This is a genomic window from Thalassobacillus sp. CUG 92003 (assembly GCF_013618635.1).
GTDB lineage: Bacteria > Bacillota > Bacilli > Bacillales > Halobacillaceae > CUG-92003.
Genome location: NZ_JABLSJ010000016.1, coordinates 66,020 through 81,740, shown reverse-complemented (window position 1 = coordinate 81,740; position 15,721 = coordinate 66,020). Strand labels below are relative to the sequence as shown.

The 15,721-nt window shown below is 46.4% G+C and carries 9 protein-coding genes, 10 tRNA genes and 1 rRNA gene; 19 read left to right on the top strand and 1 reads right to left on the bottom strand.

Translation table 11 applies throughout. The features are described from left to right. The 13 genes from rrf to rocF all read left to right on the top strand — a co-directional run. Window positions 1-86: ribosomal RNA gene (gene rrf, locus HOP45_RS18740) — 5S ribosomal RNA — on the top strand; the annotation flags it as partial. 12 nt (window positions 87-98) lie between these two features. Continuing rightward, a tRNA-Asn gene (locus HOP45_RS18735) sits at window positions 99-173 on the top strand. Window positions 174-176: 3 nt separating this feature from the next. Further along, window positions 177-248 (top strand) — tRNA-Thr (locus tag HOP45_RS18730). 764 nt (window positions 249-1,012) lie between these two features. Then, the gene (locus HOP45_RS18725) at window positions 1,013-5,362 is read left to right on the top strand and encodes a S8 family serine peptidase (protein ID WP_181350906.1); all 4,350 of its coding nucleotides are present in this window, start codon (window positions 1,013-1,015) and stop codon (window positions 5,360-5,362) included. A 368-nt stretch (window positions 5,363-5,730) separates the two neighbouring features. Beyond that, a tRNA-Glu gene (locus tag HOP45_RS18720) sits at window positions 5,731-5,805 on the top strand. A gap of 8 nt (window positions 5,806-5,813) precedes the next feature. Further along, window positions 5,814-5,889 (top strand) — tRNA-Val (locus HOP45_RS18715). 27 nt (window positions 5,890-5,916) lie between these two features. Further along, window positions 5,917-5,992 (top strand) — tRNA-Thr (locus tag HOP45_RS18710). Between the two features lie 36 nt (window positions 5,993-6,028). Next, window positions 6,029-6,113: transfer RNA gene (locus HOP45_RS18705), tRNA-Tyr, on the top strand. 67 nt (window positions 6,114-6,180) lie between these two features. Then, a tRNA-Gln gene (locus HOP45_RS18700) sits at window positions 6,181-6,255 on the top strand. 80 nt (window positions 6,256-6,335) lie between these two features. Then, a tRNA-Lys gene (locus HOP45_RS18695) sits at window positions 6,336-6,411 on the top strand. Between the two features lie 8 nt (window positions 6,412-6,419). Beyond that, window positions 6,420-6,494: transfer RNA gene (locus HOP45_RS18690), tRNA-Gly, on the top strand. A gap of 3 nt (window positions 6,495-6,497) precedes the next feature. Beyond that, window positions 6,498-6,573, top strand: a tRNA-Ala gene (locus HOP45_RS18685). Between the two features lie 436 nt (window positions 6,574-7,009). After that, complete coding sequence (gene rocF, locus HOP45_RS18680; protein ID WP_181350905.1) at window positions 7,010-7,912, top strand: arginase; 903 nt, start codon at window positions 7,010-7,012, stop codon at window positions 7,910-7,912. Window positions 7,913-7,928: 16 nt separating this feature from the next. On the opposite strand, the gene HOP45_RS18675 is transcribed toward rocF, so the two are convergent. Further along, window positions 7,929-8,108, bottom strand: coding sequence for an aspartyl-phosphate phosphatase Spo0E family protein (locus HOP45_RS18675; RefSeq protein ID WP_181350904.1), 180 nt, complete (start codon window positions 8,106-8,108; stop codon window positions 7,929-7,931). 154 nt (window positions 8,109-8,262) lie between these two features. Here HOP45_RS18675 and sigW point away from each other — a divergent pair, with 154 nt between their 5' ends. The 6 genes from sigW (at window position 8,263) to glmS (ending at window position 15,423) form a co-directional block, all read left to right on the top strand. Further along, a complete protein-coding gene (sigW, locus tag HOP45_RS18670; protein ID WP_181350903.1) occupies window positions 8,263-8,826 on the top strand; it encodes an RNA polymerase sigma factor SigW in 564 nt (187 codons plus the stop codon). A 15-nt stretch (window positions 8,827-8,841) separates the two neighbouring features. Continuing rightward, complete coding sequence (locus HOP45_RS18665; protein ID WP_181350902.1) at window positions 8,842-9,489, top strand: anti-sigma factor family protein; 648 nt, start codon at window positions 8,842-8,844, stop codon at window positions 9,487-9,489. A 143-nt stretch (window positions 9,490-9,632) separates the two neighbouring features. After that, window positions 9,633-10,454: a diadenylate cyclase CdaA gene (cdaA, locus tag HOP45_RS18660; RefSeq protein ID WP_181350901.1), complete on the top strand. Its 822-nt coding sequence runs from the start codon at window positions 9,633-9,635 to the stop codon at window positions 10,452-10,454. Continuing rightward, window positions 10,447-11,724 (top strand): CdaR family protein, encoded by a 1,278-nt coding sequence (locus HOP45_RS18655; protein WP_181350900.1) that lies wholly within the window; start codon window positions 10,447-10,449, stop codon window positions 11,722-11,724. The genes cdaA and HOP45_RS18655 overlap by 8 nt, the downstream gene beginning before the upstream one ends. Before the next feature lie 36 nt (window positions 11,725-11,760). Further along, window positions 11,761-13,113 carry a phosphoglucosamine mutase gene (glmM, locus tag HOP45_RS18650; protein WP_181350899.1) on the top strand — a complete coding sequence of 451 codons (1,353 nt, stop codon included), beginning with the start codon at window positions 11,761-11,763 and terminating at the stop codon, window positions 13,111-13,113. A gap of 507 nt (window positions 13,114-13,620) precedes the next feature. Next, window positions 13,621-15,423 (top strand): glutamine--fructose-6-phosphate transaminase (isomerizing), encoded by a 1,803-nt coding sequence (gene glmS / locus HOP45_RS18645; RefSeq protein WP_181350898.1) that lies wholly within the window; start codon window positions 13,621-13,623, stop codon window positions 15,421-15,423. Window positions 15,424-15,721: the final 298 nt, after the last annotated feature.

Here is a 15,721-nt window from a genome sequence, read left to right as displayed (position 1 = left end):
CTGTTCCCATGCCGAACACAGAAGTTAAGCTCTCCAGCGCCGATGGTAGTCGGGTTGATCCCCGTGAGAGTAGGACGCCGCTAGGTCATTACTATTATTCCACCGTAGCTCAGTGGTAGAGCAATCGGCTGTTAACCGATTTGTCGCAGGTTCGAATCCTGCCGGTGGAGCCATATGCTTCCATAGCTCAGTGGTAGAGCACTTCCATGGTAAGGAAGGGGTCGCCGGTTCAAATCCGGCTGGAAGCTCTCCGATAAAACGTTTCGGATGATCCCTATTAATATCAACCAACAATAATACATAATTAAAAGCTTCGCGTCATTTACGCGAAGCTTTTTTACGTTGGAGTGGCTATTATGAGGTAACATCTATTTGCGCTAATGCGTTCAGGGAGCTATATTTCAGTTTTTTAGACTGATATGCAGCGGCAGACCGATAAAATGCCAGGTTTGACTGATATATGAAGGGTTTAGAATGATAAATTGGCCGCTGGACTGATATCAGCGTCGAAGTGACCGACATGTCAGTATAGTAGACCGATATGTGGCGGTGGATTGCTATGATGCTTGCCTCGACTAATAGTTCGAAAGTTAAAGCCTCCTTGTTTCCTTGTAATAATTCAGAAGGGGTGAAGCAGTGGCAATTAGAGAAAATGAACGATAAAAAGGAGTCACAGGACCGTGACTATTCTTGTTGAAAAATGTAAAATAATCAAAATAATGTAATTATAAAGGCCTACATTTTCACTTATCCAAAAGCCTCTGAGAAAATTGAATATATGGATTGGACAAAATGTGGTAGAAATTTATCATTTTGATCTTAATATTACAATTCGTGGTGATGTGTTCTTATTTTTCAGAATATTACTAGTTTTTTATGTAATATTCTAGTAACTTTAATGTAACACCAAGAATATTCAAATTTAGACTCTATTATCAAGGAGGTGACATTGGTTTTCAGATAAGTACTTGTCTTGGAAGCGAGTTAATAAAATCCAGAAAGGGGAATTGATTTGCGCAAAAAAAGATTGCTGAAATTGTTCAGTTTGTCTTTAGCCATTCTAATGGTTGTCTCACTGTTTTCGAGTAATAGTTTCGCAACCCAGAAATCCCCGAACGTATCGCTCAAAGATGGACAGAAATTGAACAATAAGATCAATAGCGATTTATTGTCTCAATTTAAAGACGAGAAAAACGTAACCTATCTGGTCAAAATGAAAGAGCAAGGTAATACACAAAAAGCAGCGGAAAAAGCTGTGACAAAAGCGAAGAAAAATAAAGCTTCGTTAACCTCCCAACAGGTTAAACGAATCAGAACTTCTGCTGTCGTCAGCGAGCTTCGTTCCACTGCCATCGAAACGCAACAGTCATTAGAGAACTTTCTTACAAAAGCTAAGAAAGCTGGCAACGTTGCGTCATATTCATCTTACTACATTGTGAATGCGATGTCAGTAACGAGTGATAAGAAAACAATGAAAGAAATTGCAGCTATGTCTGATGTAGATAAAGTATTGCCAAACCGGACACGCCAATTAAATCCGGAATTGAAGAAGGCAAGCAAGAAGCAACAAAATAAATTGGCTAAACAAGAACTTGCCGACACAGAATGGAACATTGATCGTGTGGGTGCTCCCCAAGTTTGGGAGGAAACTGGAATCGACGGGAATGGCGTGGTAGTCGCTAATATTGATACTGGGGTTCAAGGCGATCACCCAGCACTATTAGAGAAATATCGCGGTTATGACCCTTCGAATCCTGAAGATTTAGACCATGAGTATAACTGGTTTGATGCCACAGCAGGTGAAGACGCTCCTTACGACGATCAAGGTCATGGAACGCACACCATGGGTACGATGGTCGGCGATGAAGCTGATGGATCCAATCAAGTCGGTGTTGCACCGGGAGCTGAATGGATAGCAGTCAAAGCTTTCACGGCAGCCGGCGGGACAGACGTTGATCTGCTTGCGGCAGGTGAATGGATTTTGTCTCCTAAGGACGATGAAGGCAACCCTCACCCTGAAATGGCCCCTGATGTTGTCAACAACTCTTGGGGCGGTGGACCTGGATTAGATGAGTGGTATCGCCCAATGGTGCAGAACTGGCGTGAAGCTGGTATCGTCCCGGTTTTCTCCGCTGGTAACGACGGACCTGCTGATGGTTCGATTGCAGCACCTTCAAACTATCCTGAGGCGATTGCGGTTGGGGCGACCACTGCAAGCGACGGTCTAGCAAGTTTCTCTTCTCGCGGGCCTTCTCCTTATGATGGTGAAGTAAAGCCTGATATATCAGCGCCAGGCGCTAACATACGTTCTTCAGTTCCTGGAGATGGATATGAAGGAGGCTGGAACGGTACATCGATGGCAGGACCGCATGTGGCCGGAACAGCAGCCTTATTGCTTCAAGCGGACAGCGGCTTGTCTGTCGATGACTTGGAAGAAGTTATGCTAGAGACAGCTGACACCGCTACGGATGATCAATACCCTGAAGATCCGAACGAAGGGTTTGGCCATGGTATTGTTAATGCGTATACAGCCGTTTCTGCAGTGGTGAGTGGACTAGGTGAAATCTCTGGTCATGTGTACAAAGAAGGAGAGGACGAAGAAGCTCCGACTTTTGAACATGAAAGCCCTGAAGAAACGTTTGAGGGGTTAGATCTGCCACTGTTAGTTGATGTCACTGACAATGTAAGCATCGATTCTGTTGACTTGCAATTCCGTTTAGATAACGGCAGCTGGGAAACAGTTTCGGCTGAATTAGTCGATGGCGATTTTGCAGAAGGAACGTATCAAGCAACGATTCCAGCCGATGCAGTGAGCGGCGATCTGCTTGAATACAAGTGGACGATTACAGACTTTGGTGATAACGAAGTCGAGTCTGACGTCTACGAAGTAACCGTTAAAGATGCGATTTCAGTTGGTTATGAACAAGACTTTGAAACGACGCCGACAGGATGGTTCTCATTTGGAAGCGCGAACTCCTGGGAGTGGGGCGTTCCCGAAGCGGGCCCTGAAGAAGCAGCCTCTGGTGAAAAAGTCTATGGAACCAACTTGGAAGGCGATCACGGTAACGATGCTGACATGACGTTAGTAATGCCTCCGGTTGAAGTACCTGAAGGAAATACCTTCTTGCAATTCAATGCGTGGCACAATCTAGAGTCCAACTATGACTACGGTCATGTTGTGGTTTCAACAGATATGGAAAATTGGGAGCAGCTCGAAGAATATAACGGCGAAACTGATGGTTGGCAGGAAAAAGAAGTCAATTTATCTGATTACGCTGGTGAAGATATCTTCGTCGGCTTCCACGTTGATTCAGACTTCATTGTCACAAATGAAGGCATGTATATTGATGATGTCACGTTGACAGATCAATCACAAAGCTCATCTATTGGCATTCACTTTAAAAATAGAGGGCAAGCCAAAAAAGCAATGAAGACGAACAGCTTAGGAAAAATCAATAACAGCGACAGCAGAAAGAAACCTGTCAATCCGAACAAACTTTTGCCGGGAGCAGTTAAAAATATCAAAGCACCTGGACTAAGCAATGGTCAAGTCGAGAAAGGCAGCCAGCCTAACCTACTGCCTCTGGATGCATCCGTTACAGTGCTTGAATCCGACAGCACTGTCAACACAGATCCTTCTGATGGAAGTTTCAATCTCTTGCATGCAGCTGGTGACTTGACGCTGCAAGCTGATGCTTATGGTTATCAACCTAGCCAAAAAGATGTTCAGCTTCCAGAAGACGGCACAGTCGAAACTAATTTCACACTCGATCCGATTCCTCAAGGTGAAATAACTGGAACGGTAACGAATGATCAAACAGGTGAGCCGATAGAAGGTGCGACCCTTATGCTTCTAGAGGATGCGGCGATTGAACCTGTTGAAACGGGTGAAGATGGCACATACGCAATTGAAGCTTATGAAGGCGAGTATACGCTAAAAGTGATGGCGCCGAACTATCATTCAACAGAAGTACCCGTGACAATTGAAGCGGATTCTACGGTTACTGTTGATGTTCAATTAGATCCATTCATTGGGTACCCTGGAGAAATTGGTTATGATGACGGATCAGCCGAAAACGCACGAGCATTTTACGATGCTGGCAACGGCTGGGCTGTAAAAATGTCCTTAGAAGAAGGAAAAGAGAGCGCCATGGTAACGGGTGGTCTATTCCGCTTCTGGGGTGAAGATTGGCCAGTACCAGGAGGCAATGACTTCCAAGTTGAAGTATACGATGCCAACGGCCCTGATGGAGCTCCTGGAAACAAACTCGGTGGACCATATGATGCCGAAGCCTTGCGAAATGGAGAATGGACCCAAGTGGACCTTTCTGATAAAGGCATCGTTGCAACCGGCGATTTCTATATGGTCTATATTCAAACCGATCCGAACCCGAATGCACCAGGACTGGGTACGGATGAAGACGGCGAGTACGTCGATCGCAGCTGGCAATATGTAGATGGCAGCTGGAGTAAAACACCTGAAGCGGAAGGCAACTACATGATCCGTGCCATGGTGGATTACGCAGCCGAAGCACCTGTCATTGAGTCGCCGGAAGACGGGTCCTTCACGAATGAAGGAACGGTAACCGTCGAAGGCTCAGCAGCCCCAATGACTACGCTTACCGTGCTTAACGACGGTGAAGAAGCTGCCAGCACGGAAGTAGGAGAAGATGGCCAATTTGCTCTCGACGTTGCATTGCATGACGGAGAGAACGAATTGGTAGCCGTATCCTCAGCTGATAACGGCTCGACCGATCCTTCTGCTCCAGTCGTAGTCACACTAGATCAGGAAGACCCAGAACTCTCGATCACATCTCCAGAAGATGGCGAGAAAATCAATAAAGAGGTCGTCAACGTGACAGGACAAGTCGATGAAGAAAATCTTGACCGCCTCATCGTCAACGGTCAGCGGACTGACGTGGATGAAGATGGTTCTTACTCTAAACGGATTCTCCTCAACCAAGGTGAAAACGAGATAAAAGTTAGAGCCATTGACAAAGCGGACAACCGTACCGTTGAAACGGTCACAGTCGACGTCAACTTTGAAGCACCAGAAATCACGAATGTCTTGCCTGAAGATGACAAATATCTTCAAGCTGGTGAATCTGTGAAAATTGAATTTGATTCTGCACCAGGGCTGGATGCTACCTTCTATATCAAGATGCCGCTTACGAACGCAACAACACAAGCGACAGAGCTTCCAATGATGGAAACAGAAGAAGGGCACTATGAAGGCTACTGGACAGCTACCTCCAACCTTGTTGCCGAAGGTGCGGAGATTTTCGTAAAAGCTGAAGATGATTACGGCAACCTTACAGAAGCAGCAGCCGAAGGTAAACTTTTCATTAACGTAGAAGAATAATTGACTTCCCCCTCTTATATAGATCCTCTGAAGCGGTCGACCTCCGCTTCAGAGGTTTTTTATTGTAGTGCTTCCCCCTCGTGTTAGGAAATGCGGCCTAACGAGAGCTTTGATCGCACAAGTGGAAGCAGAACCGCCCAAGAAGAGGTGATAACCGCCCAAGTTTAGCATTAATCGCCCAAATAGAAGCGCGAACCGCCCAAGCGAGCAGATCCACTGCCCAAGATCCCCCTCCTCCTCCACACCCCCTCATAAAAAAGCAAAAAAAATTCAAAAGACCCCTTTACAAAAAAGGGGTCATCTGTATATAATTATATTCGTCAGTTTTCGAGAGTGGACAAGCAAATCAGCAGCTGAACTGCTTAATAGGCCCGTTGGTCAAGTGGTTAAGACACTGCCCTTTCACGGCAGTAACACGGGTTCGAATCCCGTACGGGTCACCATTTATAACGGAGGATTAGCTCAGCCGGGAGAGCACTTGCCTTACAAGCAAGGGGTCGCAGGTTCGATCCCTGCATCCTCCACCATGCAAATTCTATAAGATGCCCATATATGCCGGTCTAGCTCAATTGGCAGAGCAACTGACTTGTAATCAGTAGGTTGGGGGTTCAATTCCTCTGGCCGGCACCATTATTTTATTGGCCTATTCATCAACATATGCAATATGGAGGGATAGCGAAGTTGGCCAAACGCGGCGGACTGTAAATCCGCTCCTTCGGGTTCGCAGGTTCGAGTCCTGCTCCCTCCACCATTTTTATTTTTTTAAATTCAGGTATATTATTCTTAAAAATGTAAATAGTACATAGTGGACATATTATTGGGCCATAGCCAAGCGGTAAGGCATCGGTTTTTGGTACCGTGATGCGCTGGTTCGAATCCAGCTGGCCCAGCCATTTTTAAATACTTATGTAAGCATGAAGCCTTTTTCCACATATGTAAAAAGGGCTTTTCTTTTTGGGCTTATCTCCTTGAAGAGCCATTAGCTCAGTTGGTAGAGCATCTGACTTTTAATCAGAGGGTCGGAGGTTCGAATCCTCCATGGCTCACCATATAAGCTGCGGGAGTAGTTCAGTGGTAGAACACCACCTTGCCAAGGTGGGGGTCGCGGGTTCGAATCCCGTCTCCCGCTCCATGTGGGGCCTTAGCTCAGATGGGAGAGCGCCTGCTTTGCACGCAGGAGGTCAGCGGTTCGATCCCGCTAGGCTCCACCATTCCATACTAGCTTTCCGTTTTGGGTCCTCCGAATCGGAAAACACATTACACCAGTCATTACACTTTACAATCAACCAATCATAGTTAAAAGCTGACATGCCCTTATGTCAGCTTTTTTCTTTGCTTAGGAAACCATAAAATTCGGGGCCTGCATACATACCTCATAAGCCACGTTCGGCTCCAGCGCCCAGCTCCGACACGCATAAGCGCCCCACACCCTGCGGAAGGAAAGACCACCTTCCTCCTGGTGTTTTGCTTATGCGTGTCGGAGCTCCCGGGGCGCTTGAACCTTTGTTCGTATAACCATACTTACGCCCCCTTGCGTCCAGTCTTTTCCATCATAAATCCCGTATATATATGCAGTATCATGTCCGGTTGAGTCATTGCTTTGAAAACGGCTACAATAAACGTAATGCAAAAAAGGAGGCAACGGACATGAACAAACAACTATCACTATTAGGCGTACCCATGGATTTAGGTCAGAATCGCCGCGGAGTGGACATGGGTCCCAGCGCGATTCGTTATGCTGGTGTTCTTGAAAGGTTAGAGCAACTTGAGTATGATATTAAAGATTTAGGTGATATTGATATCGCGCAGCATAGTCGTGAGGGCGCGGAAATTGAAGACAATTTACGTAATTTAAAAGAAGTGACCGAAGGCAATGTGCGTCTGGCTGAATATGTAAATGAGATTGTGGAGGGTAATCGATTCCCCCTCGTATTAGGCGGGGACCACAGCATCGCAATCGGAACACTGGCCGGTGTATCCCGGCACTACGATAATCTTGGAGTTATTTGGTATGACGCTCACGGCGATTTAAACTCCGGTGATACGTCTCCCTCGGGCAATATCCACGGCATGCCGTTAGCGGTGAGCTTAGGCCTTGGTCACGAAAAGCTTACGAGCATCTTAGGGTATCAGCCGAAAATCAAACCGGAAAACATAGTCATCGTGGGGGCTCGTTCTCTTGATGAAGGTGAACGCAAGCTTATTAAAGAACGTGGCATTACCGTATATTCCATGCATGAGATTGACCGGCTGGGCATGTCCCAGGTCATGCAAGAAACAATTGATTATTTAAAAGAACGTACAGATGGTGTACACTTAAGTTTAGACTTAGATGGTCTTGACCCGAATGAAGCGCCTGGCGTCGGAACGCCGGTCATGGGCGGGTTGAGCTACAGGGAAAGTCATTTAGCTATGGAGATGCTGCATGAATCTGACATGATTACGTCGGCGGAGTTTGTTGAGGTTAACCCGATCCTTGATGAAAAGAATAAGACAGCTTCAATGGCTGTTGGGCTAATGGGTTCATTATTAGGAGAGAAGTTGAAGTAGCCTATATAACAGCAGCTTATCCCATAGGGGTGAGGTGCTGTTCCTTTTCTTTTAATGATTGATATTGGTTTAAGAGTCTATCTAATTGGGCGCTGACATCCACCACCACACGGGAACTCAGTTCATGTGTCCTGGCCAGTTGAGACATCTTCTTTCGGCACGATTCAATTTCTTCCTTCAAGCAATCCGTATCCATTCTGTCACTCCCTCAAAGGTAAAATAGGTGTTACAACTTGTAACTACCCCTGCTTCCCCCTGGCTAAACAATATTAAAAAATAATTTTTTTGAAACCTCACAGCGGGGTCATACGTAACAGGTAATGACCGCAAGTGTAGCGGAGGTATAGCTAATGGAAAACATGATCAAGCAGAAAATCAAACAGGTTAAAAAAGGAGACCGTTCCGCATTTGAGGACGTTGTTTCCTTTTACCAAAATAAAGTTTACCACATCTGCTTCCGCATGATTGGCAACGCCTATGAGGCTGAGGATCTTGCGCAAGAAGCCTTTATCCGCGCCTACACAAACATTCATACGTTTGATGAGCGCAGAAAGTTTTCAACGTGGTTGTACCGGATCGCCACTAATTTGACGATCGACCGCATCCGCAAGCGAAAACCAGACTACTATCTTGATGCCGAGGTAAAAGGGACCGAAGGATTGGATATGTATTCGCAATTGGCAGCTGATCAAGCGTTACCTGAAGAAGAGGTGGAAAGCTTAGAGCTGCAAAGCTATATTCATAAAGAGATACTGGCCTTGCCTCCGAAATACCGAGGTGTGATCGTTCTCCGTTATTTGGACGAATTATCACTTCAGGAAATTTCTGAAGTGTTGGACATCCCGGTCGGAACGGTCAAAACCCGTGTTCATAGGGGCAGGGAAGCTTTACGCAAAAGGCTTCGTCATGTGTAAAGGAGTTGAGAGGGAATGACGTGTAATAATGAAGCTGTCACTTTAATGCACAAGTACTTGGATGGTGAACTAAAGAAAGAAGAAGAGAGAAAACTACGTGACCATCTACAAAATTGTCCGGCATGTCAACATCATTTTCATGAATTAAAGCGTTCCATCACGTTAGTGCAAAATGCGGGACCTGTGCAAGCACCAGCGAATTTTACGAGCAATGTCATGGATAATCTTCCAAAAGAAAAGAAACGGAAGAATTATAAGCGATGGTTTCATCAGCACCCTTTTCTCACGTCGGCTGCGGTATTTTTCATCTTGATGTTCAGCGGCATCTTTTCGGCCTGGAACCAGGACCAGCAGGTGACCGTATCAAAACAGGAGAATTTGGTGATTCAGGATAATACCGTGATCGTACCAGAGGGTGTCACTGTTAACGGCGACTTGGTTGTAAGAAATGGCGACTTGAAAATTGAAGGGAAAATTGATGGAGATATAACACTGATTAACGGCGACATGGTACACGAGGATGATCCGAACCCATTAGAGGGAGAAAAATATCAAGCGTATGTCAGTGGTGAAGTGAATGAAGTGAATCAAATTTTCGAGTGGATGTGGTATCACACGAAAAATTTGTTCCAGGGTGTGTTTTCCTTTGGGGATGACGAATGATCCAGGGCTGTCTGTTAATTTACAGACAGCCTTTTTAAATTGTCCGAATTGCTGATACTTAAAACGAAGGGTTTATGGTATAATGGAAAATGCTATGGCTTAAGGATAAGTTACCAATTTATAGATAAAAAGGACGTGTAGACATGCTTGATGGGGGACTTGATGTTCTAGATTATTTGTTAATAGCAATTGATATTGCCCTTGTCTGGTTTGTTGTATATAAATTAATCATGCTGATACGAGGGACGAAGGCTGTCCAGCTTTTAAAAGGGATTTTTGTCATCCTCGCCATCTGGTTATTGAGTAATTTATTTGGACTGACCACACTCAGGTGGCTGATGTCGCAGGCGATTACTTGGGGTTTTCTCGCTATCATTATTTTATTTCAGCCTGAATTGCGACGGGCACTTGAACAGCTGGGACGTGGCAGTTTCTTTAGTCGGAATGCTGCATCAGAAGATGAGACAATGGAACGAAAAATTCAAGCGATTACGAAATCATGCAACTATATGGCGAAACGGCGAATCGGAGCCCTGATTACCATTGAAAGAGAAACGGGCATGGGAGACTATGCGGAAACAGGTATTTCAATCGGGGGTAACTTAACGAGTGAACTGCTCACCAATATCTTTATTCCGAACACGCCTTTGCACGATGGAGCCGTCATTATTAAAGGAGATAGTATTGCGGCAGCTGCTTGTTATCTTCCGCTTTCTGAAAGTCCGTTCATCTCCAAAGAACTCGGTACCCGTCACCGGGCAGCGCTTGGTATCAGTGAAGTGACCGATGCGCTGACCATTATAGTTTCTGAAGAGACGGGAAACATATCATGTACGAAAAACGGTGAATTACATCGTGAGCTCACCCAGGAACAACTTGAGCATATTTTGCGCAGTGAATTGGACAATTCAATAAAAGACCCTGCACAGAACGCTTGGAACTGGAGGGGGAAGAAAAATGGATAGATGGTTTAACAGCCCGTGGGTACTGCGACTGGTTTCATTTGTCCTGGCCGTGTTACTATGGATCTCGGTAAACTTGGATAACAATATGGAAACAGATGCCCTTTTGATTGATGACGCATCTGAAGAAACAAAGGTTCTGAACAATATTCCGCTGGAAGTTCGTTTTAATGAGGACGATTATACCGTTACGGGTGTGCCGCAAAATGTCAGTGTGACCGTCGAAGGACCAAATAGCGTCATAACGCCGCTTGCTCGTACGAAAAACTTCAATGTTTTTGTTGATCTGACTGATTATGGCCCCGGAACCCATACGGTCAACGTCCAGCACAGTGGTATATCCAATCGGTTATCTGTCAATATTGAGCCTGAGACAGTAGATGTGACAGTGGAAGAAAGAGTCAGTGAGAACTTCAGCGTTGATGCGGATCTCATTAACGAAAACCAGATCGGTGAAGAATATGAGCTTGGTGAGCCAGAGATCGAGCCGTCAGAAGTAACGATTACCGGTGCTCAGAGCCTGGTTGATAGCGTAGCGGTCGTAAAAGCGATGGTGAATGTCGGCCAGTCCACTGAATCGATTGAAAATACTGAAGCGCCAGTGAAAGTATATGATTCGGAGGGAAATGAACTGAATGTCATTGTCGAACCATCCGGTGTAGAATTATCTGTACCGATTTCCCGCCCGAGCAAAGAACTCCCGCTCAATGTGACAGCGCAAGGGCAACCGTCCGATGGTTTGACGGTCAGTTCCTTGACGCCTCAAGTGGAAAATGTCACTGTATATGGCCCGAGTGATGTACTTGATCAACTGAACGCATTACCCGATATTCCAGTTGACGTTAGTGAAATTACGGAAGATGCGACTGTTGAAGTAGACGTACCTGTACCGGACGGTGTGGTAAGCGTCGACCCTGAAACGATAGAAGTGCAAGTTGAAGTGGACGAGTCAGAAGAAACAGGAGGAACGGCTGTTAGCGAGCAAGATAATGTGGCTGGTGCAAGCGAGACTGTAACTGGCGTTCCGATAGAAGTGACAAATCTTTCTGCGGAACAGACCGTCGATTTTCTCGAACCTGATTCGAACCAAATAGATGTGACCCTTACTGGCGAAACGACTGTTATAGAAGAAATATCGCGCCAAGATCTTCGCGTTTTGATTGATGCCTCAGGACTTGAAGCAGGCGAACATGACGTACCGATCAGTCTTAATGGTCCAGAAGGTGTGCAACTGTCCGCCAATTATAAAAACGCAACGATTAGAATTACTTAAAACAATTGGAAAGCAATGAAAGCGAGGTTACCACGCATGGGAAAATATTTCGGAACAGACGGAGTACGGGGCATTGCCAACAAAGAACTGACTCCAGAATTAGCATTCAAACTTGGACGGTATGGCGGATACGCTCTGACCAAGAATGTTCAGCGCCCCAAAATACTGATAGGGCGAGATCCCCGCATATCAGGCGAAATGCTTGAAGGGGCCTTGGCTGCAGGATTGCTGTCGATTGGTGCCGAGGTGATGAGACTAGGAATCATTTCCACGCCTGGTGTCGCTTATTTGACCAAAGCATTGCAAGCTGAAGCGGGCGTCATGATTTCAGCTTCCCATAACCCGGTAGAGGATAACGGCATCAAATTTTTCGGTCCGGACGGTTTTAAGCTGAACGATGAACAGGAGAACGAAATCGAAACATTAATCGACGCAGAGGATGATCAATTGCCGCGTCCATCCGGGTCTGATCTTGGCCAAATCAACGATTATTTTGAAGGCGGCCAAAAGTATATGCAGCACTTGAAACAGACTGTGGACTATGAATTTGAGGGGCTTCACATCGCGTTAGACTGTGCCCATGGTGCCACATCATCGCTTGCTTCTCATTTGTTCGCCGACCTGGAAGCGGATATATCCTCAATTGGTTCTTCGCCGGACGGGCTGAACATCAACAATGGGGTCGGCTCGACCAACCCGGAAGCCTTGCAGCAATTTGTGCTTGATAAAGGAGCTGACATAGGACTTGCCTTCGATGGAGATGGTGATCGTTTGATTGCGATTGATGAAAAAGGAAATATCATCGATGGCGACTACATTATGTACATTTGTGCCAAACACATGCACCAACAAGGAACGTTGAAGCAAGGAACAGTTGTCTCGACGGTTATGAGTAACCTCGGTTTTTATAAAGCGATTGAAGCGGCCGGAATGAAAAGCGATAAAACGGCTGTCGGTGATCGGTATGTCATGGAAGAAATGCGCCGTGGGGGGTATAACCTCGGGGGCGAGCAGTCTGGTCATATCATCTTTCTTGATCACAACACGACAGGGGATGGCATGCTTAGCGCACTGAAGCTCGTCAATGTGCTCAAGGATACCGGGAAGCCTTTGTCAGAGCTAGCAGCAGAAATGCAAAAGTTTCCGCAAGTCCTCAAGAACGTCAAAGTCATTGATAAACATAGGGTGCAAACCCATCCTCGCATTCAAGAAGCCATCGAAGCGGTGGAAGAAGAAATGGGAGGAGACGGACGCGTGCTCGTACGCCCTTCTGGTACCGAACCGCTCGTACGCGTGATGGTCGAAGCCCCGACTACTGATCAGTGTGAAACTTACGTTGCTAAAGTCGTCGAGGTTGTGCAAGCAGAACTTGGTATGAAGGAAGAATAAATACACCATGCGCAGTTCGCACTCCGGTGCGCAGCTGCGCATATTTTATGACAAGGGAATAGCATGGATCATCTTAAACTAATGCTCCCCCTATTTTATGTTTAGATTGACCGAAGCCTGTTCTCTCGAGTAAAATGAATATTATCCCTGTGCTTGGTTTAACAGAGTCCAAACGTGGTTAATGATACAGGGACGTCATTTTAACGAGGTTAAAGGAGGAAAGGTAACACGGCATCATATTAAAAAAAGCGCCAGGGCTATGTTTCGAACGGAATAGAAGCATAGTTGACGAGGTGGAGGTTCATCGAGTATTCGGCGGATGCCTCCCGGTTGCCGCACTTCAACCGCATGTCCGGGTTTTAAAACTTAGAGGTAACTCTTTGCACAAAAGACCGGGATGAAGTGCCATCATAATAAATCAATCGAAACGGGAAAGGGGCAAATCACTGCCCCTGTTTTGCGGGTGTTGGTTTGCCCCTTTTGGAAAATTTGAGGAGGCCAAACAACATGTGTGGAATTGTAGGATATATTGGACAGGATCAATCACAAGAGATTTTGCTGAAAGGACTTGAGAAGCTGGAATACCGTGGTTATGATTCAGCGGGTCTTGCTCTGCTGAATGACGACGGGGTTTATGTTTCCAAGGTCAAAGGTCGTATAGCTGCTTTACGTGAAGCAGTCGATGAGAATAAGAAAGCAACAATGGGAATCGGCCATACGCGCTGGGCAACACACGGTGCGCCAAGCCATGAGAACGCGCACCCGCACCAGAGCGCGTCTGGCCAATTCACTCTCGTTCATAATGGCGTCGTCGAGAACTATATGGAAGTACGCGAGGCGTATTTACCGAATGTTGCTATGAAAAGTGAGACCGACACAGAAATCGTCGTCCAGCTGATTGAACACCTGAACGAACAAATGAATGATGTCGCAGCGGCTTTCCGTAAAGCCGTCGATTTATTGAAAGGTTCTTATGCGATCGCCTTGATCGATTCCCAAAACCCAGAAACCATCTACGTGGCCAAGAATAAAAGCCCACTCTTGATTGGACTCGGCGATGGATTCAACGTGGTAGCAAGCGACTCAATGGCTATGCTGCAAGTAACCGATCAATTTCTGGAACTGATGGACAAAGAAACCGTCATCGTGCAACGAGATGCGGTCACGATCCAGAAGCCGGACGGCTCTAAAGTCGATCGCGACCCTTTTACAGCTGAACTTGATGCAACGGATATCGAAAAAGGAATGTACCCGCATTTCATGCTGAAAGAAATCGACGAGCAACCATTTGTCATTCGTAAAATCATCCAAGAATATCAAAACGAAAACGATGAAATAAAACTGGATCCTGAGATTCGCCAGGCCATGAAAGAATGCGACCGCATCTACATCATTGCCGCGGGCACAAGTTACCATGCCGGTTTACTTGGCAAACAGTTCATTGAAAAACTTGCCAACATCCCGGTCGAAGTACACGTCGCCAGCGAATTCTCTTATAATATGCCGCTTCTTTCAGAGAAGCCGCTGTTCGTCTATATCTCTCAAAGCGGAGAAACAGCCGACAGCCGTTCTGTATTAGTCCAGACGAAAGAACTTGGACACCCGGCACTGACCCTTACGAATGTGCCAGGCTCCACCCTTTCCCGGGAATCAGATTACACCATGCACCTGCACGCAGGGCCAGAAATCGCAGTAGCATCAACGAAAGCCTATACAGCTCAAATGGCCGTACTCGCCATCCTAGCTGTAGACACAGCACGCGCAAAAGGCATCGAACTCGAATTCGACCCGATGCAAGAGCTCGGCATCGTAGCTAACGCCATGGAAGCCTTGACCGATCAAAAAGAAGCCGTTGAAGAGCTGGCCAGCGAGTTTTTACCAACAACCCGCAACTGCTTCTTCATCGGCCGCGGCGTCGACTACTACGTCGGACTCGAAGGCGCCCTGAAATTGAAAGAGATCTCATACATTCAGGCAGAAGGCTTCGCCGGCGGAGAACTGAAGCACGGCACCATCGCCTTGATCGAAGAAGGCACCCCCGTCATCGGACTCGCCACACAAGAAAAAGTGAACCTGTCGATCCGAGGCAACATTCAAGAAGTTGAAGCCCGCGGCGCCAATTCATGCATCATCACCATGAAAGGCCTTGAAAAAGACGGCGACAACTTCATCATTCCAAAGGTACACGAACTCCTGACCCCACTCGTGTCAGTAGTGCCTATGCAGCTGATTTCCTATTACGCCGCGCTGCATCGCGACTGTGATGTAGATAAGCCGCGTAACTTAGCGAAAAGTGTCACTGTGGAATAAAAACCTAATCGATATTAGAAAACCCCCACTTTGAAAATAAGTTGGGGTTTACTTTTTATAGGGGAGGGAGTGTCTCAAGATATCACGCTGGACGACTCTTCTGTATGGGTGATTATGGCCTGATGTTGGGCGGTTATCTCATGCATGGGCGATTCGCCGCCTTACTTGGGCGCTTGTGCCCCTGAGATGGGCGGTTTTGGTCCGAACATGGGCGATTATGTCCCTGTTTTGGGCTATTGTCTCATGCTTGAGCGTATAGCCACCTCATTTTGGCCAGGGTAAATGCATAGCAGTGATT